32 protein-coding genes are annotated in these 23,182 nt (G+C 41.9%); 12 read left to right on the plus strand and 20 right to left on the minus strand.

Annotated features, from left to right (window positions below):
* Positions 1-12: 12 nt before the first annotated feature.
* From FGD67_RS06385 to FGD67_RS06395, 3 genes are all read right to left on the minus strand, one after another.
* A complete protein-coding gene (locus FGD67_RS06385; protein WP_257174213.1) occupies positions 13-534 on the minus strand; it encodes a hypothetical protein in 522 nt (173 codons plus the stop codon).
* Between the two features lie 86 nt (positions 535-620).
* Entirely contained in the window at positions 621-1,628 is a 1,008-nt protein-coding gene (locus FGD67_RS06390) for a phage major capsid protein, P2 family (RefSeq protein WP_257174214.1), read from the minus strand.
* A gap of 59 nt (positions 1,629-1,687) precedes the next feature.
* Positions 1,688-2,677 carry a GPO family capsid scaffolding protein gene (locus FGD67_RS06395; RefSeq protein WP_257174215.1) on the minus strand — a complete coding sequence of 330 codons (990 nt, stop codon included), beginning with the start codon at positions 2,675-2,677 and terminating at the stop codon, positions 1,688-1,690.
* Positions 2,678-2,826: 149 nt separating this feature from the next.
* Here FGD67_RS06395 and FGD67_RS06400 point away from each other — a divergent pair, with 149 nt between their 5' ends.
* Positions 2,827-4,632, plus strand: a complete 1,806-nt coding sequence (locus FGD67_RS06400) for a terminase large subunit domain-containing protein (RefSeq protein ID WP_257174216.1) — start codon at positions 2,827-2,829, stop codon at positions 4,630-4,632.
* Entirely contained in the window at positions 4,614-5,651 is a 1,038-nt protein-coding gene (locus tag FGD67_RS06405; RefSeq protein ID WP_257174217.1) for a phage portal protein, read from the plus strand. Before FGD67_RS06400 ends, FGD67_RS06405 begins: the two co-directional genes overlap by 19 nt.
* Positions 5,652-5,672: 21 nt before the next feature.
* Here FGD67_RS06405 and FGD67_RS06410 read toward each other — a convergent pair whose 3' ends face one another.
* Entirely contained in the window at positions 5,673-5,918 is a 246-nt protein-coding gene (locus FGD67_RS06410; protein ID WP_257174218.1) for an adhesin biosynthesis transcription regulatory family protein, read from the minus strand.
* Between the two features lie 149 nt (positions 5,919-6,067).
* Between FGD67_RS06410 and FGD67_RS06415 the strand changes: the two genes are divergently transcribed.
* Positions 6,068-6,316 (plus strand): ogr/Delta-like zinc finger family protein, encoded by a 249-nt coding sequence (locus FGD67_RS06415; RefSeq protein ID WP_257174219.1) that lies wholly within the window; start codon positions 6,068-6,070, stop codon positions 6,314-6,316.
* 1 nt (position 6,317) lies between these two features.
* Here the strand turns inward: FGD67_RS06415 and FGD67_RS06420 are convergent, their stop codons facing one another.
* The 15 genes from FGD67_RS06420 to FGD67_RS06490 all read right to left on the minus strand — a co-directional run bounded on the left by FGD67_RS06420 (position 6,318) and on the right by FGD67_RS06490 (position 13,902).
* Positions 6,318-7,814 carry a DNA cytosine methyltransferase gene (locus FGD67_RS06420; RefSeq protein WP_257174220.1) on the minus strand — a complete coding sequence of 499 codons (1,497 nt, stop codon included), beginning with the start codon at positions 7,812-7,814 and terminating at the stop codon, positions 6,318-6,320.
* A gap of 69 nt (positions 7,815-7,883) precedes the next feature.
* Complete coding sequence (locus tag FGD67_RS06425; RefSeq protein ID WP_257174221.1) at positions 7,884-8,264, minus strand: hypothetical protein; 381 nt, start codon at positions 8,262-8,264, stop codon at positions 7,884-7,886.
* Positions 8,265-8,292: 28 nt separating this feature from the next.
* Complete coding sequence (locus tag FGD67_RS06430) at positions 8,293-8,535, minus strand: hypothetical protein (protein ID WP_257174222.1); 243 nt, start codon at positions 8,533-8,535, stop codon at positions 8,293-8,295.
* 10 nt (positions 8,536-8,545) lie between these two features.
* Complete coding sequence (locus FGD67_RS06435; protein ID WP_257174223.1) at positions 8,546-8,812, minus strand: hypothetical protein; 267 nt, start codon at positions 8,810-8,812, stop codon at positions 8,546-8,548.
* Positions 8,812-9,114, minus strand: coding sequence for a hypothetical protein (locus FGD67_RS06440; protein WP_257174224.1), 303 nt, complete (start codon positions 9,112-9,114; stop codon positions 8,812-8,814). The genes FGD67_RS06435 and FGD67_RS06440 overlap by 1 nt, the downstream gene beginning before the upstream one ends.
* A gap of 25 nt (positions 9,115-9,139) precedes the next feature.
* Positions 9,140-9,328, minus strand: coding sequence for a hypothetical protein (locus FGD67_RS06445; protein WP_257174225.1), 189 nt, complete (start codon positions 9,326-9,328; stop codon positions 9,140-9,142).
* A gap of 49 nt (positions 9,329-9,377) precedes the next feature.
* Complete coding sequence (locus tag FGD67_RS06450; RefSeq protein WP_257174226.1) at positions 9,378-9,587, minus strand: sigma factor-like helix-turn-helix DNA-binding protein; 210 nt, start codon at positions 9,585-9,587, stop codon at positions 9,378-9,380.
* A 54-nt stretch (positions 9,588-9,641) separates the two neighbouring features.
* Positions 9,642-12,020, minus strand: coding sequence for a replication endonuclease (locus FGD67_RS06455; RefSeq protein WP_257174227.1), 2,379 nt, complete (start codon positions 12,018-12,020; stop codon positions 9,642-9,644).
* Positions 12,017-12,277 (minus strand): hypothetical protein, encoded by a 261-nt coding sequence (locus FGD67_RS06460; protein WP_257174228.1) that lies wholly within the window; start codon positions 12,275-12,277, stop codon positions 12,017-12,019. The genes FGD67_RS06455 and FGD67_RS06460 overlap by 4 nt, the downstream gene beginning before the upstream one ends.
* A gap of 3 nt (positions 12,278-12,280) precedes the next feature.
* The gene (locus tag FGD67_RS06465) at positions 12,281-12,595 is read right to left on the minus strand and encodes a hypothetical protein (RefSeq protein ID WP_257174229.1); all 315 of its coding nucleotides are present in this window, start codon (positions 12,593-12,595) and stop codon (positions 12,281-12,283) included.
* Between the two features lie 15 nt (positions 12,596-12,610).
* Positions 12,611-12,868, minus strand: coding sequence for a hypothetical protein (locus FGD67_RS06470; protein ID WP_257174230.1), 258 nt, complete (start codon positions 12,866-12,868; stop codon positions 12,611-12,613).
* Positions 12,865-13,038 (minus strand): hypothetical protein, encoded by a 174-nt coding sequence (locus FGD67_RS06475; RefSeq protein WP_257174231.1) that lies wholly within the window; start codon positions 13,036-13,038, stop codon positions 12,865-12,867. The genes FGD67_RS06470 and FGD67_RS06475 overlap by 4 nt, the downstream gene beginning before the upstream one ends.
* Positions 13,038-13,412, minus strand: coding sequence for a hypothetical protein (locus FGD67_RS06480; protein WP_257174232.1), 375 nt, complete (start codon positions 13,410-13,412; stop codon positions 13,038-13,040). The genes FGD67_RS06475 and FGD67_RS06480 overlap by 1 nt, the downstream gene beginning before the upstream one ends.
* A 38-nt stretch (positions 13,413-13,450) precedes the next feature.
* The gene (locus tag FGD67_RS06485) at positions 13,451-13,681 is read right to left on the minus strand and encodes a hypothetical protein (RefSeq protein ID WP_257174233.1); all 231 of its coding nucleotides are present in this window, start codon (positions 13,679-13,681) and stop codon (positions 13,451-13,453) included.
* 8 nt (positions 13,682-13,689) lie between these two features.
* Positions 13,690-13,902, minus strand: coding sequence for a helix-turn-helix domain-containing protein (locus FGD67_RS06490; RefSeq protein WP_257174234.1), 213 nt, complete (start codon positions 13,900-13,902; stop codon positions 13,690-13,692).
* Positions 13,903-14,045: 143 nt separating this feature from the next.
* Between FGD67_RS06490 and FGD67_RS06495 the strand changes: the two genes are divergently transcribed.
* Positions 14,046-14,660 (plus strand): LexA family transcriptional regulator, encoded by a 615-nt coding sequence (locus FGD67_RS06495; RefSeq protein ID WP_257174235.1) that lies wholly within the window; start codon positions 14,046-14,048, stop codon positions 14,658-14,660.
* 43 nt (positions 14,661-14,703) lie between these two features.
* On the opposite strand, the gene FGD67_RS06500 is transcribed toward FGD67_RS06495, so the two are convergent.
* Positions 14,704-15,279 (minus strand): hypothetical protein, encoded by a 576-nt coding sequence (locus FGD67_RS06500; protein WP_257174236.1) that lies wholly within the window; start codon positions 15,277-15,279, stop codon positions 14,704-14,706.
* Between the two features lie 63 nt (positions 15,280-15,342).
* Between FGD67_RS06500 and FGD67_RS06505 the strand changes: the two genes are divergently transcribed.
* From FGD67_RS06505 to istB, 8 genes are all read left to right on the plus strand, one after another.
* Positions 15,343-16,326 carry a tyrosine-type recombinase/integrase gene (locus FGD67_RS06505; RefSeq protein WP_257174237.1) on the plus strand — a complete coding sequence of 328 codons (984 nt, stop codon included), beginning with the start codon at positions 15,343-15,345 and terminating at the stop codon, positions 16,324-16,326.
* A 329-nt stretch (positions 16,327-16,655) separates the two neighbouring features.
* Complete coding sequence (locus FGD67_RS06510; protein WP_257174238.1) at positions 16,656-17,894, plus strand: integrase domain-containing protein; 1,239 nt, start codon at positions 16,656-16,658, stop codon at positions 17,892-17,894.
* A 167-nt stretch (positions 17,895-18,061) separates the two neighbouring features.
* The gene (locus FGD67_RS06515) at positions 18,062-19,096 is read left to right on the plus strand and encodes a hypothetical protein (protein ID WP_257174239.1); all 1,035 of its coding nucleotides are present in this window, start codon (positions 18,062-18,064) and stop codon (positions 19,094-19,096) included.
* Between the two features lie 126 nt (positions 19,097-19,222).
* Positions 19,223-19,513: an AlpA family transcriptional regulator gene (locus FGD67_RS06520; protein WP_257174240.1), complete on the plus strand. Its 291-nt coding sequence runs from the start codon at positions 19,223-19,225 to the stop codon at positions 19,511-19,513.
* An 8-nt stretch (positions 19,514-19,521) separates the two neighbouring features.
* A complete protein-coding gene (locus tag FGD67_RS06525; protein ID WP_257174241.1) occupies positions 19,522-19,728 on the plus strand; it encodes a hypothetical protein in 207 nt (68 codons plus the stop codon).
* 32 nt (positions 19,729-19,760) lie between these two features.
* Positions 19,761-20,585 carry a hypothetical protein gene (locus FGD67_RS06530; protein WP_257174242.1) on the plus strand — a complete coding sequence of 275 codons (825 nt, stop codon included), beginning with the start codon at positions 19,761-19,763 and terminating at the stop codon, positions 20,583-20,585.
* A 178-nt stretch (positions 20,586-20,763) separates the two neighbouring features.
* On the plus strand, positions 20,764-22,308 hold the full coding sequence (gene istA / locus FGD67_RS06535; protein WP_257172053.1) for an IS21 family transposase: 1,545 nt from the start codon (positions 20,764-20,766) through the stop codon (positions 22,306-22,308).
* Between the two features lie 28 nt (positions 22,309-22,336).
* Entirely contained in the window at positions 22,337-23,101 is a 765-nt protein-coding gene (istB, locus tag FGD67_RS06540) for an IS21-like element ISShfr5 family helper ATPase IstB (protein ID WP_257172029.1), read from the plus strand.
* Positions 23,102-23,182: the final 81 nt, after the last annotated feature.

Consider the following 23,182-nt stretch of genomic DNA (forward strand, 5'->3'; position numbering starts at 1 on the left):
CGCCCGTTAGTGTTACTTTTTCGAGCTGCTTTTCGGCTTTTTGGCTTTCTTTGAACTGGAGGATTTTCGCGCCGCCGATGGCTTTTTTAGCTCGGTGGTTGCCTCTTTCAATGTTTCAGTCGCGTTGTTAATGTCGTCGGCTGTGTAGGCCAAATCGCTAGCGGCTAGGCTGACATTATCGGCGGCTTGGTCAACGTTGGCGGCTGATTCGTTTACGTTGTCGGCGCTGTTTTCAATGTCGTCTTTAACGGCGTTAAGTTCGTCAACGTCTGAAATTTTGGTGATTTCGCCTTGGTCGTTCGTTTCCACTTTTGCGGTCATGGTTACGTCTTCACCTTTTGCGATATCTGCGGCAAAAAAACTGATGTTTTCATCAATGTATTTTTGGGCGGTTACTATGGCGTTTTCTTCGGGCACATTTAACAGTTGTGCCAGTAATGCCAGTGCAGGGTTAACCGGCGCTTGGTTGGCTTTTTTGGCGTTTTCTGCAGCAATTTTTAATTGGCGTTGTCTAAATTCGGCAATTTTACTCATGGGTAAATCACTCTTTTATGTTTGGGTTTTGCACAAATAGCGCGGTGCGGCTGCGCTATTTGTGCATTACAAGGTTAAGCTTGGGCTTAAACCGTTGGGCCAATGGTTAGGGCTGATTCGTCAACGGCTGCATATGCTTCGTACTCTTCAACCGCGTAACCTTCGTTGCGCCAATATTTGTCTTCGTACTGCTTACGGTCTTCCACGTTTTCAGACTTGCGCTGTTTTGTGCCGCGCTGCGTGTAAATGTGTAAGTTTTTAAGCATGGTTACTACGATACGTTTGCCAGGGAAAAACGGTGGCGTGTACGCTGTTAGGCCGCCAATGGATTTGTCCATTTGCTGCGCTGCCACTTTTTCGCTTGGCGTGTCGGCTTTGTTCATCATGGCTGTTTGTGCTGCCGCGATTAAATCAGAGCCAACCAATACCACTAAACGTGGGTCGTTGCGTAGCGCTGGGTGAATTAGCGTGTTGCGTAATTCGGTAACAATAGCGTCAAGTGTTGCATAGTCGCCGCCGCCTGCTGGGTCAAAGAAAATTGGCGCGGTCATGATTTGGCCTGCGGCTTTGTCGGTCACTAATTTGTGCCAGCCAATGTTTACGTCTTCGCCAAGTGGGTTTGCCACTGGGTCAGTGTTGGCGGCTGCCGATACACCGTTAAAACCAACGCGTAGCATGTCAAGCGCAAAACGTTGTGTTGCGTTTTGGTTGATTAAACGCATAAATTCGTTTTGGCTGCCTGCGTTGCCCCAAACTGACAATAACGCCCATGTTAATGCTGAACATGAGTCTGTTTCGGTTAACTCGTAAGTGTGGCCGTCTACGTCTTGTTCTGTAACAAAACGTGCGCCGCCTTTGCGGCCTGTAGCAATGGCAAAATTACCAACTTTAACCACTTGACCTTTGATTTGGTCAACTTCCATGGTTGTGATCATCGACAAGAATTCAACCGATTCTAAAAGCGCGGCTTTTAGTTTGGTTTCTTGTGGGCCAGTAATGGCAAACTGGCGGTTTACGGCTTCAACGCCGTATGTTTTTGCTAATTGTTCAGCGAAATTTTGTAAAAATTCCGACGCTTGTTTATTTAATTGCATGTGGTTGCTCGCTTAAATATGGGTTTAATAACAGTTACGGTTTTTGTTTAAGCGTTTACTTAAACGAGTGAAACGCTATCGCCGTTGCCTGCTGGGTCGGGTTCTTGGCCGCCTGTTTCTTGGCTAAGTGCGTTAAACTTTGTTTCAATGGCGCCGAACTTTTCAGCTAAACCGCCTAATGTGTTATTTAGTTCGTCGAATTGTTCAGCGGTAACGCTTGGCGCGGCTGTTTCTTCTGCCGGTGCTTGTTCTTCTGCAGGAGCTGCCACGTTGAATTTTTCAACTTTAGCTTCAAGGTCACTAAACTTTGTTTCAATGCCGTCAATTTTTGTCGTAATATCGCCGAATTGAGCCATTAGGGCGTCGTGTTGTTCTTTAGTCATGGTGTTTTCCTCGGCGATATTGGGTTCAACCTCAGCCGTTTGTGATGTTGAAAAGAGATTAATAAGTTGGTTGAATAAGCTTTTGGCTTGTTCTTGTGTTGCGGCTGCGGTGTTGGCGGTGCTTTGTGGGGCGGCGATAATGAAGTCACTGTGTTGCAGCGATTCTAATTCGCTGTAGTCGTGTTGTATTTCATTATCACCAATAGAGAATTTAAGCATGGTTGTGCCGGTACTGGCGGGGCTGTCGGTAACCGCTAAACCTTGTAGGTAACATTTGCCACTACCTGCAAAATCTAGGTTAGGTTCGATTGACATAAACAACTTTTGTCCGTCTTTGTTGGCGTCGAGTAAATAGCTATTTGCGGTAAGTTTAACGAATAAGCAAAGTTTGCCGCCTTTTTTCGCGGCTTTTACGGCGTCAACTGTGCCCCAGTTTTTGCCTTCGAATGGTCCCCAGCTTGAGCGGAAATGTTCCGGCCAAATAACAGCGGTGTATTCTTCGATTGAATAGGTTTCGGCCATGTCTTCGATCCATTGTTTGGTAATCGTTCGACCGTCAACGGTTGCGCCCTCTTTGGCGGCAACTACCCAACCCGTTTTCGCTGTTTTATCTGATGCCATGTTATAGCCTGCAATTATTTGTTTAATTGCTTGCAGCATAGCCATAAAAACACGCTGATTAAATCGGTATTGTTTTGGTGAATTCCTAGATTTGACTTTTAGGAAAAGCTAGGTTTTTTAATGCGTTATATGCGTGTTGCAAATGAATACACTGTGACGAGTTATTAAACTTAGTGGGTATTTTATTAAACGCAATGGCATATAGTGTAGAAATTAGGGAGGCGGCAAAACGGCTTTATTTACGCCACCATACCCCAGATGAAATTCGCAATGAATTGGGCTTGCCAAATAACCGCGTTATTTACTATTGGGCAGACAAGCACAATTGGCGCGATATGCTACGCGAGGAAGACGTTGACGAGGCGATTGCACGCCGCATTGTAATGCTGACGGATATTAGCGACAAAAGCGGCAACCAAATTAAAGAATTAGACATGCTGATTGAAAAGCATGTAAAGCTGAAAAAGCAACGGGCGAATGCTGAACAACAAGCACAAAGGCAACAAGGCGGTGCAGCTGCCGCGACAAGTTCCCCAAATGGTAAGCGCGGCAAAGGTGGTGATTCCCAAAATGGGAAAAACGATCATAAAAAAAGTGGTCGTAAGAAAAAGAACGATGTTAGCCATTTGGTGGCTGAAGACTTTGGCACTTGGTATGACTCGTTGTTTGAATACCAAAAAACCATGCACGAGAATTTGCACCAGCGTATTCGTAATATTTTAAAAAGTCGGCAAATTGGCGCAACGTATTATTTTGCCGGTGAAGCATTTGAACAAGCGGTATTAACCGGCGACCCACAAATATTCTTGTCGGCTTCGCGCGCACAAGCTGAAGTTTTTCGCACGTATATTATTGCTATTGCCCATGAGTTTTTCGAAATTGAATTAACCGGCAACCCTATTGTATTAAATACCGCACACGGCGAGGCCGAACTGCGGTTTTTAAGTACCAACAGTAAAACCGCGCAAAGTTATCATGGCCATGTGTATATAGATGAATACTTTTGGATAGGTAAGTTTGACGAGTTGAACAAACTGGCCAGTGCCATGGCTACGCATAAAAATTGGCGTAAAACTTACTTTAGTACGCCGTCGACCAAAGCGCACCCCGCGTACAACTTTTGGACGGGTGATCACTGGCGACGGGGTAAAGCTGATCGCGAAAATATCGAGTTTCCCTCGTTTATTGAAATGCGCGACAAAGGGCGTCTTTGCCCTGATAAGCAATGGCGCTTTATTGTCACTATTGAAGATGCCTTAGCCGGTGGTTGTGAGTTATTCGACATTGAAGAACTGCGCGACGAATACAACGCCGATGATTTTAACAACCTGTTTATGTGCATTTTTGTTGATGATGCCGACGGTGTATTTAAGTTTAGCGACTTAGAAAAATGTATGGTTGATGCGGCACGTTGGCAAGACCATAAACCTGCCGAGCCAAGGCCATTTGGTAACCGCGAGGTTTGGCTTGGTTATGACCCGTCACGAACGCGCGACAATGCCACGTTGGTGGTTGTTGCACCAGGGGAGAAAAAAGGCGAAAAATTCAGAGTATTAGAAAAACACTATTGGCGCGGTTTGAACTTTTCGCACCATGTTAGCGAGATTCAAAAAATATACGCTAAGTACAGAGTTACTTATATTGGGGTTGATACTACCGGCATTGGCGCAGGGGTATTTGATTCAATTAGCACGTTGTTTCCGCGTGAAGCGACGGCTATTCATTACAGCGTAGGCAGTAAAACGCGCTTGGTGTTGAAAATGATTGATATTATTGAGGGTGGCCGCTTGGAATTTGACGCGAGCCATAAAGATATAGCAATGAGTTGTTTAGCGATTAGGCGAACAACTACCGATAGCGGCAGCAGTATTACGTTTAAAGCTAGCCGCGATAATGTAACGGGCCACGCTGATGTGTTTTTTGCCATTAGCCACGCTGTTATTAACGAACCACTTAACCACGCACATAAAAGGTCTTCATCATGGGCAATGCAGAATTAACAACAAATACACCAGGCGACACGCCAAGCGATAAATCTCCGCAAAAACAACAAAACGCGCCTGTGGTGTTTAGTATGCCCGAAACGGTTATGCCAAATATGTGGCTAACCGATTACGATTCGTTATTTTATAACGACGGCGACGGTTATTGGGAGCCGCCCGTTGACCGTTTATTGTTGGCTAATTTAGTAAGACGAAACGCGCAGCATGGCGGCATTATTTATGCGCGCGCTAAAATGGCCGCGGCGCGTTTTGAAAGCGGCGGCATGACCAACGAACAGGTTGAAGCGGGGCTGATTAATTTGGTGCAATTTGGTGATTTGGCATTGTTAAAAATACGGAACGGTTTTGGCGTGCCTGTGCGGTTGTTTCCGTTGCCCAGCTACCGAACGCGCGTTACGGGTGACGGTGGCGCTGCGGTGCTTGAGCGCGAAAATAACATTAAGCGTTATAAAGCGCGCGATATTGTGTGGGTAAAACAGTACGACGTTGTGCAACAAGTTTATGGTTGCCCTGATTATTTAGGCGGTTTACAAGCGGCCTTGTTAAATGAAGATGCGACGTTATTTCGCCGTAAATATTTTATTAATGGCGCGCACATGGGGTTTATTTTGTATTCGACCGATCCGAATATGGACCCTGATGTTGAAGACGAAATTAAAGCAAAAATTCAAGACAGTAAAGGTGTGGGCAATTTTAAAAGTTTGTTTGTCAATATTCCTAACGGTAAAGAAAAAGGCTTACAAATTATTCCCGTGGGTAATTTTGAAAGCAAAGACGAGTTTATGAACGTTAAAAATGTGTCGGCGCAAGACGTGTTAAACGCGCACCGTTTTCCACCGGGCTTGGCGGGTATTATTCCGGCAAATACGGCTGGCTTTGGCGACCCTGAAAAAACCGATAAAGTGTATTTTAAAAATGAGACTAAACCCTTAATTAAAAAGTTGATTGATGCGGTGGCGAACGACGCTGAAATTGGCGGTCGTTTAAAGTTGGTGTTTGATCTAGAGGTTGAATAATTAACAACTTGACGATAGGGCTTAACGGCCTACCCAATCGTGTTCTTTTATTTGTTCGATAATTTGCGCGTGTTGTTCTAGCTTTTTTAATGCGCGGGTTAAGTTGCTACTGGGCACGCTGTTCAACGCTGCCGCTGCGGTTTTATTTATGCCACGCACTAGGTGATCACTTAGTGCGTTTTTTATGTTTTCGCTTTTTATGCTGCTAAATTTTACTAGTAAATTTAGTCTTTTTTGGCTTTGTGAACCTTTGTATAAACACTTCATTTTTTTATGCCTGCCCTATTAGCACTTTTTTGGTTTTATTGGTGCTGTTAAAACTTATCACTTAACTGATAAATTATTTTACTTTGTTGTTGTTGACCTCACAACAACTGTATAAAATAACAGTATAAATTATGTTCATGGGGTGAAATATGGCACGGGTTAATTGTCCTAATTGTTTGGCGAAAGCAACGGTAACGTCACGCGAAAAACAATCAGACCATGTTGTACATTTGTATTGCTCGTGTAATAACACGAAAGCGTGCGGCGCTACGTTTAGAATTTGCCAAAGCTTTGACCATTTTTTAAACCCACCGGTGACCAATACCACTGAAATGGCCGCGGCACTGTTGAAGCAGTTACCACGGCAAGCGCAATTGGATTTGTTGAATAGTTGTTAGTTTATGCTGCAAATTGATTTTCTTTCTCTTCCCCTATATTTGCACTAACTAAAGCTTGCGCTACTGGTGGACAAACAGCGTTACCACATCTAGCCACTTGCTTTGCCTTTGATAATTTTTTCCCGTTGCTGTCATGACTAATTAAATAATCACTTGGGAAACCTTGAGCGGCGAACAACTCATGCGGTTCAAGCATACGCATGCCAATATCTACAATTTGATAATCTTCACCTTTAATTGTGATCAGGCCAAATCTGTCTTTAGTGGTTACAGTGTGCAAAGGCTTATCTAATCGGTGAGCATTACCAGTGCCATAATATTCAACTAGAAATGCTCTTACTTCCCCAATATGAAAACCACCGGCTGAAATGGTATGAACTGGTTCGTCTGTTCCGTGGCCGATATTATCGCCGCGCATTTTAACCATGTGACTTGTTACTAACGCGTTATGGTCTTTGGCTGTAACTGTATGCAATGGCGTTTGAATATCTGAGCCATTAACGCCTGTGTAATGCTTTGCAATATGCGCTGAAACTAAAGCAAAATGCCCTCCTTTTACTTGGGCGCATATAGTTCTTAACGGTTCATCTAATGCCATATTACGTTGACTTGAACCATTTGCATGTTCAGTAATAAAAGGTGTTGAACATTCTTGAGGAACGACGAATGGTTTGTTCGAGTTAATTACAAATTTTTCTAAACCTTTTGCAATACGTGCCATTGTTTTTTCAGCTAATGGTTTTTTACGATTAAAAATAGACCTAACTGGCACATTCCAATCAATAATGTCTGCTGCGGTTTTAAATGGCAGTAATCCATCGCCATGTGTAGCGCTAGGCCATTTAATGGGTTTATTGTCATTACGCGCAACTAGAAACAAACGTTTTCTAATGGTTGGTGTGCCGTAGTGATGCGCTTTTAATATTTTCCATTCAACGGTGTAGCCCAAACCTTTTTCAATAGCTGATAAGTCAAAATCATCACCTAATGCTGACTTTACTTCATCTATGGCTGGGTGATTCAATGATAACCCTGTTGATAAGGCTGCAACAAATGCTTTGAATGTTTCGCCTTTACGTTCTTTGCAGGCTTTACCGTCTTCTACTGGCCCCCATGTTAAAAACTCTTCAACATTTTCAAGCATTATCATTCTAACTGGCACAAGAGCCGCCCAACGAACAGCAACCCAAGCAAGGCCACGAATGTTTTTATTAACTGGAATATTGCCTTTTGCTTTTGAGAAGTGTTTGCAATCGGGACTAAACCAAGCCAACCCCACCGACTTACCATTACACGCTTCAACGGGGTCAACGTCCCACACTGATTCACAATAATGTTTTGTTTCTGGGTGGTTCATTCTGTGCATGTCGATAGCATCTTGATCATGGTTTATTGCAATATCAACATAACGATTTAATCCTAACTCCATTTCCATGCCAGTGCTCGCACCGCCACCCCCTGCAAAATTATCAACGACTAACTCATCTGGTAAAATCATTCTTTTAATACTCCCGTTTATTTTATTAATGTCCGGAGCTGCTTGGCTAACTCCGGACTTTGCTTTTTTTTAGCCTCGATAGCTGCCTTGGCCTTGGCCGTTCTGGTTGCTTTCGCTGTCCCAAAAGGTTTTTTGTTCAAAATAGGTGTTTTGGCAATTCACGGGTTTAAGGTAAATTTTTTCTCTTATGCTAATGTTGCCGTCGGGGTGTTGCCATTTGGTTGCTTCGCCTATGGCCATCCATTTGTTTTTTAATTTTGGTGTTTGTGTACCTGGTATAAATACCGGTTGGCCGTTAATGGTTTCGGGGAATTTGTCAACGGCGGCAACAACGCGGCCTTTGTCGATCACTTGACTACGGGCTTGGTTTTGCGGTGCATAGCTTTGGTTTGTGCCATGGGCTTGCGGGTGGTTCTTTGGTGCATATTGGCTTTGGTTCTGATTGTTCATGGTTTTTTCCTTTGGTTAGTTAATTTTTTTAGCTTTCAATTTTCAGTTGTTGATCAAGCGGTTTAATTGCGCTTTCGTCGTCGTAAAAGTCGGTATCGATAAATTCCGACGGGGTTCGGGTAACTTTTAGCTGTATTTGTATTTCTTCTTTTCCGTCAAGTAATACGCCAAGGGCTATTTCGTTGTTGGCGTAGTCACCGGCGAACATTTCTTGCAATAGTTGCTCAATGTTGTTGCTGGCCGTTTCGGCTATTTCAATTGCAGCGCTCATGGTTAAGTCCTTAATGATGTTTTTTCTTATTCCATATCTTTTGCATTACCTGCTGTTGCTCGGTAATGTTTTTATTGATTTCTTCGTATAACGCTTGAACCTGAGTAACGGCTATATCTTCGTTTTCACTTGCGCTTAACTCAGAAAATAAAATAAATGCGGTAAGTGCTCCCGAATAGAAACTAGATTGCATGCTGTTAGTTTGAATTTCTGACCATTCTTTTGAACCCAAGGCTGCGCAAAATTTTTCACATTCTTTTTTTATGTTTTTTTTCATTATTTAATACCTACTATTTTTTTTAGCCATAATTCACATTGGTATAGGTTTTCGTCGTTCCAATTTGAGTGCGTGCGCATGTTTAAAATTTGGATAAATAGTTCACGGTTGTCATGGTCAAGATTGCTGAACTGGCGTAAATCAATCGGGCTTTTTTTGCCGCGATAACAGCTGATAAATGCTTTGGCTAAATACTTGCCAACCCAATGGCTTTGTAGCTCTGTTACTACGGTTAATAATTCGTTTATGTCTAGTGTATTTGTGTTGTCTGCTAGTTCTAGTGCTTTGGTTAATTCGTTCATGTTGTGGACTCCCATCCCTAAAAAATTATGCTGTGCAGTAGGTAAACCATTTTTCTTTCGTGAAGCTGTAAACACGACAATAGTTATGGCCTGATTTTTTTAGCCATTGGTCGATGTAGCGTTTGGCTATTTTTTCGGTTTTATATATTTTTATTTTTTTTGTTTGTTCGGTATCAAATACGTTGATACAAAAGTTAACCTGTGTTTTTGACATGCTGTGGACTCCCATCCCGTTTAATAAAATTTTTATCTGTTGTTTTTGGCTATAGTTGCCAGTGTTCACGTAATTTGTGGCCGCGTGGTCCGCGTAGCTTTTTAAGCGCGTTGCGAATAATGTTTGAAATATGTTGTTGACTGCAGCCGCATATGTCGGCAATTTCGCCGGTGTTTAATGTGTCGCCGCGTTGGGCTATTGTGCAAAGCACGCTTAACCCTAAATCAATGTCGATATTGCCTTGTTTTGTTTTTGCCATGCATTTCCCCTTTTAAAATTAAGTAAGATCAAAACGTTTAAATAAATTTTATGATCAGTCCCACCAATCAATTTCGGCTTCGCCGTTGGCCACGGCGTTGGCGTGTTGCCAGTCGTGTTGGTTTGGTGTTCTTCGCCCGTTATTTTTTGCCTGGTTAAAGGCAATATTTACTAAATCGGTTGAATGCTGAAAACTTTGGCGCGGCGGCTGCGTGTATTCGTGCAAGCTGTATTCGCCATTGGGCAAGCGAACGCGCGTTATTAAGTTGTTTTGTATGCCGTGCACGTTGGCAAAATGGGCGATTTCAGCGCGTTTTTGTTGTTCGAGTTGTTGATCACTGTTAATTATTTTTATTTGATCACCGCAAAGCTGAAAAATTTGGTCTTTTATCCGCACCCGCTTGCCGCTTTTTAGGGTATGTAGCTGGGTGTCTGATAATCCTAGCGAGTCGAGCTTGTTGTTTTGGCTCGACGTGGTGGCAACCCCTGATTTGCTTGGAGTACAGTTATTCCCACTAGTCCAAGACTGGTCGGCGGGGCCGACAAAACCAACTTCCTGCGCCGCTAATTTTTCCGCTGTTCCCTTTAACTGTTTGGTCCATTGGGTTACACGGGTAAGCAGTGTTGCGTCTTCAATTACCGATACTTCACCGCGCATTTCTCGCAGGGCTTGGGCAACTGCTGTGGTGCCGGTGGCTACGCCTTTTATTTTTTTAACGGTTTCAGCGTATTGGTTGCCCATGGTTATTTCTTCATAAGCGGTTTTAAAGTTGGCATTGCGACCAATGCGCATGCCGCCCATAAGTTTTACAAATTCTTTCCATTGGCCTTGGTCGGCAGCTTGGCGAATGCGTTCAAGATCGAATTGTTCTATAGGCTCACGCACGCGACGTAATTCGCGGTAAACGGTTACGCTTGGGCTACCTTGAAATTGAAATTGGCGTATGTTCCACGTACTTGCCCATGCCAAAACGGGGCTAACACCGTGCTTTTCGTTGGCTATGCTTTCGCCTGTTTCTGCATCTTCGTGATCATGTATTTTGTATCCGTCAATATTTTTTGATATGTATTTGGCAATGTAACCGGCTGCGCTGCCCTTTTTGGGGTCGATTACTACGGCGGTAAAACGTGGCGCAAAGGTGCGGTAAAACTTTTCGGGCGCTTTGGCTTTTATGCCTTGGCTTTTTTTATGGCCCCAAAGTTGGCGCTTTTGCTTGTAGGCTTTGAATAGTATTTGGCGCTGTTCTTTGCTGCCGCGCTTGCGCAGTTCTTCAACGTTTTCAGCAATAAAGTATTTACGTAATATGGCGGTTACCCATTGCACGCGGTGTTGTGGAATAAATAACATCATGTGCCAGTGTGGGCAGGCGTCGGCGTGTGGTTCGGCTACTCGAATGCCGTAATAGTCAAGCCCTAGTCGGTCAAGCTTTGCGCGTGCGCGTGCCCAGGTGTTAACTAAATAATTTTGTGCGTCTTTTGGGGTGGCGCCATTCCAGTGGTCAGAATTTGCGTGATATTTTGACGGGCATGTCATGGTGTAAAAAACGCCGATGTAGTTCATTTCGTTGGCGAGTTCTTCAGTTTCGCGCATGCGTAACATAAGTTCGTTACGGCGGTTTACGGGGTTTGCCATGCCTGCGTCAACGGCTTGCAGTAGGTTTATGACTTCGCCTTGCTCGTTTTGTAGTTCTAATTTGTCGAGATATTCACGGCCTGACTTTTGCGCTGTTATGTATTCGGCCTGTGCTTGTTTTGATGAATACGGGCTGATGCCACGGCGCACGGTTTGTTTAGTTTTTTTGACGTGGTATAAATCTTTTCCCACTTGGCCGGTGGCAATTTCTATTAGTTCTAAGTAACGGGCACGAACGCCTTTTAATTTGTTTGCCCACCATTTATCACACTGCAGTTTTAGCATGGCGCTTTCGATTTGTTCGACGGTTTTTTTATCGCGCTTGTGCCAGTGGTCGGGCGTTACTTGCATGGTTTGTGCGTAGTCGCCAATGTATTCAAAAGCGGCGCGTAGGTTTTGTTCGTAGCTTTCGGTTGTTATGCCGTCGGCGCTTTCGATTAATAGGCGGGTGCATTCCTTTGCAGTTGTGTTGCTGTAATTTTTTGTTTTATCTTTATTACTGAGAATATGCCATGGTAATGGCATATTCTGAGTAATACTGAATAGTATGTTAAAGCGGGGCTTTAGTTTTTGTATGGTGCGGTCGAACCAGCGGTTGGCTTTGTATTTTATTTTTGGGTTGTTGGTTTCGTAACGCTCGATGTATTTACGGGCGATGCGAGATTGCAAAGGAAAAGGCAGGCGGCCTAATCCTTTGGCGATAAAGTTATGATCCCGTACATCGTCAATTGAGCTGATAATGCCGCACGCGATACCCGATAAATTAAGGGTATCGAGATTTGTTTTTATATCGCGGTTCATGCTAACCCTAGCGCGCGGTCAATTTGCTTGTTAAGCGCGCGCATTTTTCTGGCCAGTGTTTTCGCTTGTCGGAATAAACGGGCGTTGCGGTTGTCGGCTAGTTTTTGTTGATATTGGGCAATGTTGTTTTGCTCGGTAAAACCGTGCTTTCTTAAAAATTGCAGACGGTTTAGGTGATTAACTTTTTTAGCTAACGCGACAATATGCGCTGGGGCTGCTTGGCCTGTTGTGTTGTGTTGGTTGTTTAGTACTTGCATGATTTAACCTCCCATTTTTGAAAAGTGTGGAAAATTGGTCAACATGTCTAGTCTGTCGATTTCGGTTACTACGCCGCCGCTTTGTATTGCTTGTAAGCGTTCTTTTAATGCCCAAACGAGTTTGTTTGCTAATCTGCATTTTGTGGTGATTTGGGCAAATGGCACTAAGTCGAAAAGTGTGTCTTCTACATAAACGAGGCTTTGGCGCGTGGGGCGTGCAAAGTAAAAATTTATGGCGTAGTTGGCGGTGTCGATCACTTGTTCGGTGATGTCGGCGTAAATTTCTTCGTTTTTTGCTTGTATTATTTGTTCAATCATTATTTATCCTTGGGCTTAGTAGTTGTTGAGCACTTTACTTATGGCTTTTTTGGTTTTGTATACAGCTAGTAATGCGTCGTCTGTGTTGGGCAATTCTTGGTAGGCCACTACGTTTAGCTCTCGGTTGTTGCTAACGTCCATCCAACCGTTATAACCAAGCGGGTTAAAAAAGGCGGTGTAAAAACACTGGTTTTCATCTATGACTAAATATTCAACGTCTGACTCTGGTTTGACTTTTTTAGGGTCTAAAAATTGTGCTGTGTTGTTGCTCATGTCCAAGGCTCCCACCCGTTGTTTGTTCTTTGCTTGTTCCACTTTTTGCAAAGTGCTTTAGCGGTTTGTTGTAACTTTTCACATTGCATAAATCTGGCAATGTCGTTTTCGTTTTTGGCTTTGTAACTTACTAGCTGTTCAAGCGTCGCTTGCTCGAATGCGTTCAGCATTATTTGCACTTAACGTATTGCTTGGCGTCGAGTGCTTGCGCTTGGTTAAAGGTGTCGAACAAGTGGCCGCACAATAAAATGGCTTTTTGTATGGCTAGGCGTGAATCGTCACTCAGTTGTTCAAACGGTGTTTGTAAATCGGTGCGTGTTAGGCCAGCGCTAAAGCAAAGTGTTTTTCGCTGCCTAGTGTTTAGTATTTTGTTGTAGATATAAGCTGGGTTTCTGGTTTTGCTGCTTAACTTCGCGCGTATTTCGGCTATGCACTTTTGCCCTGCTGTGCTGTTAACTTGGTTTGAAATTAACTTGAGCGTTGGCGCTGTGCTTGGTTCGGCATTTGGTTCAATGCTTGCGGTTTGTTGTGTTGCTAAACTCATGTGTTCACCTGTTGCTTATTTACAATTAAATTAAACGGCTAGTTCCACGACGCGCGGTTGTGCGTTGGCTTTTTCTCTTCAGCTTGTAGCGTTAGCATTAATAGTGCGGTCATGTTTATATAACGTTTGCCGCGTGGTTTTGGCTGTACGTATGGCAACATGCCGTCGTCAATTTGGTTGCTGATTGCTTTTTCAGATTCGTTGACTAACTGCGCGTAAGCTTTTATTGATAGCAATGGCTTTTCGACTTGAATGGTAATTTTTGACATGGTGCGAACTACCCTTTTGTTTGTGTTTTTTCGTGATCAGCGAGTAACTGTTCAACGGTGACTTCGTTGTTGGTTAGTTCTGATAACTTTCTTATGTATTTGGCGGGGGCTTGGCCGTTTACATTTATCCACTTCCACACATGACCTTGGCTTAACCCAAAATTTTCAGCCGTTTTTGTTTGACTTCCGATTATTTCAACTACTTTTTTAATGTTACTCATATCCCTTTAAATCCTTATATTACCTTTTAGCGTATTAGATATTACTTTTTATCCTTTGTAAATACCCTAAAAAGTTTTAACAATAACTAAAAGTTGTTATTGTGTTTTATTAACTTAATAACCAATTGATTTAGGGTGTTTTTATGGATATCGCAGAAAGAATAAAAAAAAGACGTTTACAGCTGGGCTTAACGCAAGCTGAACTTGCTGAAGCAGCATTGACCAGCCAAACAGCATTACAGAAAATTGAGGCAGGATTAACAAAAAGCCCTAGAAATATTAAGCAGTTAGCAGCTGCTTTAAACACTTCTCCTGAATTTTTACAGTTTGGCGTTGGTGATATAGATAACGGCGTGGTAGTAGCTGCCGCTAATAATTATTTACCTTTAGTGAGCATGGTTCAGGCGGGTGCGTGGTCTGAAATTCAAGAGCCGCCTGTTTCAGATACTAAGCTTTATCCTTGCCCAGTTAATTGCAGCAAATACTCATTTGTTGTACGGGTTGAGGGAGATAGCATGATGAATGCTTTTGTACCTGGCGATTTATTGTATGTTGACCCTGAATCTCAGCCAATTAACGGATCTTTTGTTATCGCTCGATTAGACGATGAGAACCAAGCGACTTTTAAGCAATTAATTATTGACGGCAATAAAAAATACTTAAAAGCACTTAACCCTGATTGGCCTAATAAATTTATAGAAATAAACGGCAATTGTACGGTTGTGGGTAAGGTGGTTTTTGCGGGAAAAGAACTTTAGGTTTGAAAGTTAAGCCGCGTTCGGGTGAATGCGGCTTTGGTGATTAATGTAGCTCTATGTTTTGTATTTGCCAGTCATTTTCCGTTTCACCTCGTTTTATTCTAACGTAAAAACTGGTCCTAATTGTTGCGCCAAAACTGTTTTGTGAATCAACATAAGAACGCACTTGGTAAACACAATCGCCTATATGTTGTATTTGGCTATCATCATAAAAAGGAAATTCCGCCGTTGCAGGAGACTTTAAGTTTTGCTTTACAGCTTTTTGAACATAAAACATGGGCGTTATGGTGTCTTCGCATTCTTCTTTACGTTCAGCAATTATTTCGGATTCTGTTTTTGGTTTGTTGCTATCTATACTAAAACCAAATGCAACAAGCGAAATAACAAATAAAAATAAACCGATAGTTAGACCAGCACTTTGTTTTAATGGTTTTTCTTCAATGCCTTTTTCTTTTGCAGCGGCCATGGTTTTTTTATGTATGAGTTTATAGGTAACTGGCAAGGTTTGGCATATGGCTACTACACCAATGAGGCCAGCGATTATTGCACCATCGCCAAAAAAACCGATAGTGAAAAGTATGAAAATTGTTCCTAGTATCCAACTGATGATGTTTATCACTTGAGCGTCCTTTTTTTTATTTATAAATAGGTTAGTGTCTTTTAAAGATGGTGTTAAGTATATATGGCTATTCGAAAACAAAAAAGCGGTAAGTATTTAGTTGAGTTGTACCCGAACGGGCGCGACGGTAAGCGCGTTCGTAAAACTTTTGCGACACAAACAGAGGCAAAACGCTTTGAACAATTTCAATTAAATGAAGCTGAGCAAAAGCCATGGCTGCCTGATAAAGCCGACAACCGCCGATTGGCTGATTTGGTTGAAACGTGGTTTACCCTGCACGGCCAAGCGTTAGCTGATGGGGTTAAACGTAAAAGTAAAATGTTGGCGATGGCTGATTTGATGAATAACCCGATAGCGCGGGTTATTTCAAAGGCTGACTTTTCAAAGTATCGTGAATTACGATTACAGACCGTTAGCATTAAAACGGTGAATAATGATCAAACTTATTTTAATGCCTTGTTTAATGAGTTACGACGGTTGGGCCAGTGGCAATATGGCAACCCGATTGACGATTTACGCGCGTTAAAATATCGCACGCCACCTATGGGTTTTTTAACTGCTGAACAAATACCGCTAGTTTTTGACGAGTTAACAAAGGGCCGCAATAAAGATGCTTATTTTGTTGCTAAAATTTGTATTTCTACTGGTTGCCGTTGGGGTGAGGCTGAGAATTTGACAGGTTCGCAGTTGAGCAATAACAAAGTTACTTTTTTAAATACTAAATCGAATAAAAATCGCAGCATTCCGATCAGTAAAGAATTGTTCGACGAACTACCGAAAGCCAAGGGCAATGCACGGCTGTTTAGCAATTGTATTAAATCTTTTAAAATGGCAACAATTCGGGCGGGGGTTCAACTCCCTAAAGGGCAATCAACTCACGTTTTACGACACACTTTTGCTAGCTTTTTTATGATGCGCGGTGGCAATATATTAGTGCTGCAACAAATTTTAGGCCATAGCAGTATCACCGAAACAATGAAGTATGCGCACTTTTCACCAACGCATTTAACCGATGCGGTAAAGCTAAACCCACTAACCCCCGAATAACCCCCTGAAGCAAAAGTGGCGACAAAGTGGCGGCACTCGATGTATTAAACTGGGTTTTATTGCACATCATGGTATAGCGAAGCCCTTTAAAAACGCCACACCCCCTATTTTTACTGCCCCTTGATAGGGTTCGATCCCCCCCCGCTCCACCACACAATGAATTAAAGACGTCCTAGGGCGTCTTTTTTTTCGTTTAAAATCAATGTCTACCCATATAATTCAAGCCAATCCTGTCCAGCCTAGATTGATAGTGACCATACATTTTAGTACCATGGTTAGTACCTAAGAATAAAAACCCATTTATTTGTGGTACTAATATGGAGATCACAATGGCTAGAATTACTAGGCCTTTAACGAATACTGAAGTAGATAAGGCTAAGCCTCAAACTAAAATATGTAGTTTATTTGATGGGGGAGGCCTTGAGCTAAAAATTAATCCTTCAGGTACTAAAAAATGGATTTTTAAATACTACAAACCATCTGATAAGAAGCGTACCAACCTAACGTTTGGTGTATACCCTGACGTTTCATTGGCTCATGCGCGAAAACTTAGAGCTGAAGCAAAAGAGCTACTTGCTAGAGGCATCGACCCAAAAGAAGACAAAGAAAGTTTAGCAAACCAGCAAAAAGAACGGGTAGAAAGCACCTTACAGAATGTGGCTTCAAAATGGTTTGAGCTTAAAAAGACCGAAGTGACACCAGATTATGCCATTGATATCTGGCGTTCTCTTGAGTTGCATGCTTTCTCAGAGATTGGCAAATATCCCATTTCAGAAATAACAGCCCCTATTGCCATTAAAGCCGTTACGCCAATTGCAGCAAAAGGTAGTCTAGAGACTGTTAAGCGTATTAATCAACGTCTAAATGAAATCATGAACTATGCGGTAAATACAGGTGTTATACACTCTAACCCTTTAACTGGTATCAAGGCCGCGTTCGAGAAGCCTAAGAAACAGCATATGCCTACTATCAAACCTGACGAACTGCCTATGTTCATGAAAGCGTTAAGTGTTGCCAGTATCAAGATTGTTACTCGGCATTTGATTGAGTGGCAATTACACACGATGGTTAGACCAGGTGAAGCAGTAAAGGCTCGATGGGCTGAAATTGACTACACTGAAAAGCTTTGGAATATACCAGCTGAAACAATGAAGAAAAAACGTCCTCACTCAGTTCCTCTTTCAGATCAAGTATTGAGCCTACTTGAATCGATAAGGCCTATCAGTGGGCATAGAGAATATATATTTCCGGCAGATAGGAATCCTAGAAGTCACGCAAACGAATCAACAGCAAACGCGGCAATTAAAAGAATGGGCTACAAAGCAAAGTTAGTCGCTCATGGCCTACGCTCTGTCGCTAGTACTACACTTAACGAACAAGGCTTTGATGCTGACGTAATTGAATCTGCTCTAGCTCATGTTGATGATAACGAAGTCAGACGCGCTTATAACCGAGCTGATTACTTAAAGCGCAGAGCATCAATGATGGCTTGGTGGTCTGAACATATTGAAAAGTGTGCGACAGGTAATTTTTCCTTATCAGGAACAAAATTATTGAAGGCTATTTAATATCTTTTTGACCAATCCCATCCAATCCAGAATAAAAGCACTGGATAAATAAACAGACCAAAGATAGAATACTAGCCAATCAATTCTAGGGTAGCTCCCGAACAAGCGGTAACCTCACCGCCTTGACTTGGTGCTTTCACTTGAGGTTTTGTATTGAGGGATTCAAGATGCATATTAGCAATGGGGAACCATTCATTTCACTTGAAACAGCGGCAAACTGTTTTGATGAGTTTGCACTGTTAAGTGATAAAAATAAATATATAGAACATATTGCTAATGAATTGGATTTATATACCTATGTTTTTGATATTTGTAAAGTTAGTGCTAGCGATGGAGCAGGCACAACACTAACTCGAAAGATATCGGGTATGTGCAAAGTCGGTTTTGATTACGGAGGAGAGTGGCAGGATAAGATTAAGGTAAGATTAGAGTTGTGTCACTTTTCGAGTGTCCAAAACCAAAACCTTATAGGTTATTCGATAACCCCTATAGACCACCATATTACTCTCCACAATTATTTAGCTTGTAGCAAAATATACTTACCTGATTTTATTATTTATGCGAAAGAAGTTGGTATTGATTTAAACGTTGCTTTTGTAGAGGCAATAATTAGTGATGACAGTACATTTCGTGAGTTAAAAAGGTTATCTAAAATTGCCCCTGATGGTAACTTCAACCTCAAACAAGCTGCTAATAAATATTTGAAGTACTGTGACGGAATACTTGAAGAAACAATAATAGCTGCTTGTGAGCTAGCTAGTGCTCGATATGATACGGTTAATCAGCAAACCACCCCCCCAGAAGAAATAGCAAGAGAAAAGCTTAATGATATATCCGAATTTTTTAGCGATACTAAAGTCACTAATGAAACCATAGAGCAATTTAAAAAAACATTGCCTGACGTATGGCAAGAAGCTTTATTTAGCAAACCAAGTAGAGTGATTGAAGATTTAAAAAATAACAACATAGACAGTAATTTTTTATCCACCAGGGAAAAGGATAATCTCTATAAAACTATAGGCTTGTTGTCACTGGCTATTGCAAAAAAGAACCCAAACCGATTTGGTGATATAAATAATATAAATGCTAATCAAATTTATAAAACGTTACTAGAGTTTCTTCCTTTAGAGCCTATAGGGTTAGGTGATAAAACAGTAAGAACAAAGGTAAAACAAGGCGTTGAACTATTAAGGGATGCCTAAATATCATTTGGTAACTACCAATCCTAATTACTAATTGCCAACTGTTTATCAGTAATTACCACACCATTTTTAATAGCCCTTCAAAATACCCTCAGTTAATCCAATCGAAAACAACTGAGGCGAACCATGAAACATACTGTACAAACCCCAAAGTCAATTAATGTACAAACACCCGACTTACAAATAATCCGCAGACCACAAGCATTAACCATGCTTGGCATATCTAAGAGCAACTTCCATAACAAGATAAATGCCGGCCTATTACCAGCAGCTATAACACTTGGTGCAAATTCTAAGGGGTATTTTAAGCATGAGGTAACAGCCGTTTTAATAGCCATGGCTACCGATAAGAGCCAAGAGGAAATCAAAGCACTAGTTAAGTCTTTAAATACCCAACGCCAGCATTTAGGGAGTTAAAGATAAAAATGACCATAGTCCAAATTAATCGCAGACAGCAAAGTGAAGTCATAGATACTGAAGCGGTAGGCGAGCACTTAGCAAAGTTGATTATTAGCCATTCATTTGATCCTTATTCAAATGAAATAGTAAACCAAGCAATTACCCTAGTAGAGTGTTTGGACGAACTGTTATCTCAACGTGCCAATAGAAAGGAGATTAACGATGAACAATAAAAATCCCGAGCAAACTAACAACAGTGCTGATTATGCTAAAGCTAAAAAATCATAACGTTGTCAGCGACTCAAGCTTATTAGCCAAGTTACTGCATAAAGGTGACGAGATTGATATTGTTCAAGGCAAGCTACTTATTAAACCTAGTAGTGGCCTTGCAGTGCCCTTGGGCTGGCTAAAGCAGAATGAGACATTGCTAATCAATGATATTTGCTGTTTATTTAACATAGTTCCACTTCGTTATATTAGTTACACAACCGGTCGTTATGGCGCTAAAAAAAGCCAAGGCATAACACTTCAATTTTGTAACTTAAAGACAGGTGAAGATGCGTACATAATTTATAACGCTAGTCTAGAAAGAAGTCGAACTAATAAGAACGGCAAAAAAGGAGACCCATTGCCAGGTAAGCAGTTTATTGTTGGCGAAAGAAGCGGTTTATATAAGTTTTGGCTCTCTACTGGGTTGCCTTTACCTAGATCAGCGTCCAAATTTTATGAATGTATGGGGAAGTTAAAGCCACTAGTATTTACAAGTGCGATAGACTTCAATAACAGGATCACAGATAAAAAACTACCGCTACTCGATATAAACTTTCACGAACTATTAGACAGACACAGAGTAGCTTTAACCGGTCAACAAAACGATGAGTTAACCGCTAAGCCGCCGCTAATTTTTCGCCAATACACCGCTAAGCAACCGCTAAGTTTTCCCGCTAAGGATATCGAGCATAAGTATACACATAATGGGCTAGCAGCAAATCAAAGTACGTGTACTTCAAAGTACGGTAATACGGTTATAAGGAAGGAGGCTTTAAGTACTGCATATTCTCATGCATCGCGATCACCTAATACCATCTAAGCCGATCACTTAATACTATCCATCGCGATCACTCAATACCATCGATGCAGATCACTTTTTGGTCAAAATGGTATTGAGTGATCGGCTTGAATGGTATCGTTCAATTTATACTCATTTTTGTCTATCCAGTAGGTGTTTTTAACCGTTATTCTTTTCATTTTTGATGATGAGAATAACCATGCCAACGGCACCTATTTCAATGCGTAAACTTAAAGAGATTTTAAGACTAAAATACGACTGTAAACTCAGTCATCGAAAGATAGCAAACAGCTTATCTATTTCACCTTCAATTGTTTCTAAATATGCCTGTAAATCAGCAGAGTTAGGTATCACTTGCTGGCCGCTTGATGAAAAATGGGATGATCATTCTCTGCAACGAGCATTCTTCAAAACAAAGCCCCGACTAAAAGGCTTTAGTATTCCTGACTGGTTGTTAGTTCAGCAGGAGCTGCGACCCAAAACCATGACGCTATTGCTGCTTTGGCAAGAATACAAAGAGCGACACGAGGAAGGATTTTACAGTTACACCCACTTCTGCCGACAGTACAAGGCATGGCTTAAATGTCAAAAACCGTCCATGCGACAAAACCATAAAGCAGGTGAAAAACTGTTTGTTGATTACTGCGGCCCAACTATGAATATTGTTGATGCTAGTACAGGTGAATACCGTACAGCTCAAGTGTTTGTCGCAGTTATGGGCGCATCTAATTATACGTATGCGGAGGCAACGTATAGCCAAAAGCTAGAAGATTGGGTGATGAGTCATGCTCGTTGTTTTGAGTTTCTTGGTGGTGTGCCAGAGCTGGTAATCCCTGACAACTTAAAAAGTGCGGTAACTAAACCTTGTCGATATGAGCCTGATTTAAATCCAACCTACCAACAATTGGCGACACACTACAATACGGTCATTGTGCCTGCTAGACCTTATAAGCCCAAGGATAAAGCCAAAGCAGAAGTGGGTGTGCAAATTGTCGAACGCTGGATAATGGCACGGCTTCGCAATGAAAGCTTCTTTAGCTTGCGCCAATTAAACCTAAAGATACAAAAACTGCTTGTCGACTTAAACCAGCGGAAAATGAAGAAGCACCCTGGTTCAAGGCTCAGTCAGTTTGAATCCATTGATAAACCTGCTCTCAAACCACTACCCACACAGGCTTACAGTTACACCTTAGTCAAACAAGTAAGCGTGCATATTGATTATCATGTCGAAGTTGAAAAACACTACTACTCAGTACCTCATACCTTGATCAAACAAAAGCTTGAAGCCCATGCCACAGGTCAACTGGTGACACTTTACCATCAGGGTGTTCAAGTAGCCGTTCACCCAAGATCACACCGAGAAGGTGCACACACCACGCTTGATCTACATATGCCAATAGCTCATCAAAAGCAGCAGCAATGGTCACCACAACGGTTCGAACGTTGGGCAGCTAAGTTCGGTGGTTCAACGGAGCAGTTTGTTATGCAATTGATGCAAGCTAAAAAGCATCCAGAGCAAAGCTACCGTGCTTGTATGGGGTTATTAAGCCTAGGTAAGAAGTTTACTGACCAACGTCTTGAAGCAGCCTGTCATCGCGCATTAGCCACAGGTGTTACTCGCGTAAAACAAGTAAAAAACATTTTAGAAAAGGGCTTGGATAAGCAACCCTTGCCACAAGCTCAAGGTGATTTACTACAAGATATTGATCATAAAAATATCCGCGGCAACAACTATTACCATTAATCAAAACTAACAAACCAAAGGAAATCTTATGCAAAATATCAATCAACAAGTCAATAACCAGTTAAGTAACTTAAAGCTAAGCGGTATACGTGATGCACTATTGCAGCAATATGAGCAACCCAATCTCTACGTTGAACAAAGCTTCGAAGAGCGACTAAGCTTATTGCTTGACCATGAAATAACTCAGCGTGATCAGCGTAAAATTGACCGCCTAACTCGACAAGCAAAGTTCAGAGTTGGCGGTACGCTTGCTCAACTCAACTATGGCGCAGCACGACAACTAGATAAAACTCAGATCCGTTCATTAGCACAAGGTGAATGGCTACGCCTTCACCAAAACATTTTGATCACGGGAGCAACGGGGTGTGGCAAAACTTACCTCGCTTGTGCTCTTGGTCAAAACCACTGCCAACAAGGGAGTAGCGTTTATTATTTTAGGCTTAAAGAGCTATTAGAAAAGATGTTCTTAGCGCAAGCCGATGGTAGTTATCGAAAACTGATCAACAAGCTTAGCTCTGCCAATTTACTGATCCTAGATGATTGGGGATTAGAGCCATTAACAGCTCAACAACGCAGTGATTTACTGGAATTAATTGATGCGAGATATGACACAAAATCGACCTTAATTGCCAGCCAATTACCGATAGAAAATTGGTATGAAATGATCGGAGAATCGACACATGCTGATGCGATCCTAGATCGGCTTGTTCACGGAGCAATAAAGTTGGAATTAAAAGGCGAATCGATGCGAAAAAAACTAAATTCCTTGACTGATGGCGATCACTCAAGTTAGATTTTACTAAGGTCTACTGGCAGACAAAAAAGTGATCGGCTTGAATAGTATTGACCGATCGGCTTCATGATATTACGCAAG

It is taken from the genome of Colwellia sp. M166, from assembly GCF_024585285.1.
Classification (GTDB): Bacteria; Pseudomonadota; Gammaproteobacteria; order Enterobacterales; family Alteromonadaceae; genus Cognaticolwellia.

What these genes read in the sequence shown, in the direction of transcription:
- FGD67_RS06385 (WP_257174213.1), bottom strand. Translation starts at nt 534, where the DNA reads ATGAGTAAAATTGCCGAATTTAGACAACGCCAATTAAAAATTGCTGCA.
- FGD67_RS06390 (WP_257174214.1), bottom strand. Translation starts at nt 1,628, where the DNA reads ATGCAATTAAATAAACAAGCGTCGGAATTTTTACAAAATTTCGCTGAA.
- FGD67_RS06395 (WP_257174215.1), bottom strand. Translation starts at nt 2,677, where the DNA reads ATGGCTATGCTGCAAGCAATTAAACAAATAATTGCAGGCTATAACATG.
- FGD67_RS06400 (WP_257174216.1), top strand. Translation starts at nt 2,827, where the DNA reads ATGGCATATAGTGTAGAAATTAGGGAGGCGGCAAAACGGCTTTATTTA.
- FGD67_RS06405 (WP_257174217.1), top strand. Translation starts at nt 4,614, where the DNA reads ATGGGCAATGCAGAATTAACAACAAATACACCAGGCGACACGCCAAGC.
- FGD67_RS06410 (WP_257174218.1), bottom strand. Translation starts at nt 5,918, where the DNA reads ATGAAGTGTTTATACAAAGGTTCACAAAGCCAAAAAAGACTAAATTTA.
- FGD67_RS06415 (WP_257174219.1), top strand. Translation starts at nt 6,068, where the DNA reads ATGGCACGGGTTAATTGTCCTAATTGTTTGGCGAAAGCAACGGTAACG.
- FGD67_RS06420 (WP_257174220.1), bottom strand. Translation starts at nt 7,814, where the DNA reads ATGATTTTACCAGATGAGTTAGTCGTTGATAATTTTGCAGGGGGTGGC.
- FGD67_RS06425 (WP_257174221.1), bottom strand. Translation starts at nt 8,264, where the DNA reads ATGAACAATCAGAACCAAAGCCAATATGCACCAAAGAACCACCCGCAA.
- FGD67_RS06430 (WP_257174222.1), bottom strand. Translation starts at nt 8,535, where the DNA reads ATGAGCGCTGCAATTGAAATAGCCGAAACGGCCAGCAACAACATTGAG.
- FGD67_RS06435 (WP_257174223.1), bottom strand. Translation starts at nt 8,812, where the DNA reads ATGAAAAAAAACATAAAAAAAGAATGTGAAAAATTTTGCGCAGCCTTG.
- FGD67_RS06440 (WP_257174224.1), bottom strand. Translation starts at nt 9,114, where the DNA reads ATGAACGAATTAACCAAAGCACTAGAACTAGCAGACAACACAAATACA.
- FGD67_RS06445 (WP_257174225.1), bottom strand. Translation starts at nt 9,328, where the DNA reads ATGTCAAAAACACAGGTTAACTTTTGTATCAACGTATTTGATACCGAA.
- FGD67_RS06450 (WP_257174226.1), bottom strand. Translation starts at nt 9,587, where the DNA reads ATGGCAAAAACAAAACAAGGCAATATCGACATTGATTTAGGGTTAAGC.
- FGD67_RS06455 (WP_257174227.1), bottom strand. Translation starts at nt 12,020, where the DNA reads ATGAACCGCGATATAAAAACAAATCTCGATACCCTTAATTTATCGGGT.
- FGD67_RS06460 (WP_257174228.1), bottom strand. Translation starts at nt 12,277, where the DNA reads ATGCAAGTACTAAACAACCAACACAACACAACAGGCCAAGCAGCCCCA.
- FGD67_RS06465 (WP_257174229.1), bottom strand. Translation starts at nt 12,595, where the DNA reads ATGATTGAACAAATAATACAAGCAAAAAACGAAGAAATTTACGCCGAC.
- FGD67_RS06470 (WP_257174230.1), bottom strand. Translation starts at nt 12,868, where the DNA reads ATGAGCAACAACACAGCACAATTTTTAGACCCTAAAAAAGTCAAACCA.
- FGD67_RS06475 (WP_257174231.1), bottom strand. Translation starts at nt 13,038, where the DNA reads ATGCTGAACGCATTCGAGCAAGCGACGCTTGAACAGCTAGTAAGTTAC.
- FGD67_RS06480 (WP_257174232.1), bottom strand. Translation starts at nt 13,412, where the DNA reads ATGAGTTTAGCAACACAACAAACCGCAAGCATTGAACCAAATGCCGAA.
- FGD67_RS06485 (WP_257174233.1), bottom strand. Translation starts at nt 13,681, where the DNA reads ATGTCAAAAATTACCATTCAAGTCGAAAAGCCATTGCTATCAATAAAA.
- FGD67_RS06490 (WP_257174234.1), bottom strand. Translation starts at nt 13,902, where the DNA reads ATGAGTAACATTAAAAAAGTAGTTGAAATAATCGGAAGTCAAACAAAA.
- FGD67_RS06495 (WP_257174235.1), top strand. Translation starts at nt 14,046, where the DNA reads ATGGATATCGCAGAAAGAATAAAAAAAAGACGTTTACAGCTGGGCTTA.
- FGD67_RS06505 (WP_257174237.1), top strand. Translation starts at nt 15,343, where the DNA reads ATGGCTATTCGAAAACAAAAAAGCGGTAAGTATTTAGTTGAGTTGTAC.
- FGD67_RS06510 (WP_257174238.1), top strand. Translation starts at nt 16,656, where the DNA reads ATGGCTAGAATTACTAGGCCTTTAACGAATACTGAAGTAGATAAGGCT.
- FGD67_RS06515 (WP_257174239.1), top strand. Translation starts at nt 18,062, where the DNA reads ATGCATATTAGCAATGGGGAACCATTCATTTCACTTGAAACAGCGGCA.
- FGD67_RS06520 (WP_257174240.1), top strand. Translation starts at nt 19,223, where the DNA reads ATGAAACATACTGTACAAACCCCAAAGTCAATTAATGTACAAACACCC.
- FGD67_RS06525 (WP_257174241.1), top strand. Translation starts at nt 19,522, where the DNA reads ATGACCATAGTCCAAATTAATCGCAGACAGCAAAGTGAAGTCATAGAT.
- FGD67_RS06530 (WP_257174242.1), top strand. Translation starts at nt 19,761, where the DNA reads ATGCTAAAGCTAAAAAATCATAACGTTGTCAGCGACTCAAGCTTATTA.
- istA (WP_257172053.1), top strand. Translation starts at nt 20,764, where the DNA reads ATGCCAACGGCACCTATTTCAATGCGTAAACTTAAAGAGATTTTAAGA.
- istB (WP_257172029.1), top strand. Translation starts at nt 22,337, where the DNA reads ATGCAAAATATCAATCAACAAGTCAATAACCAGTTAAGTAACTTAAAG.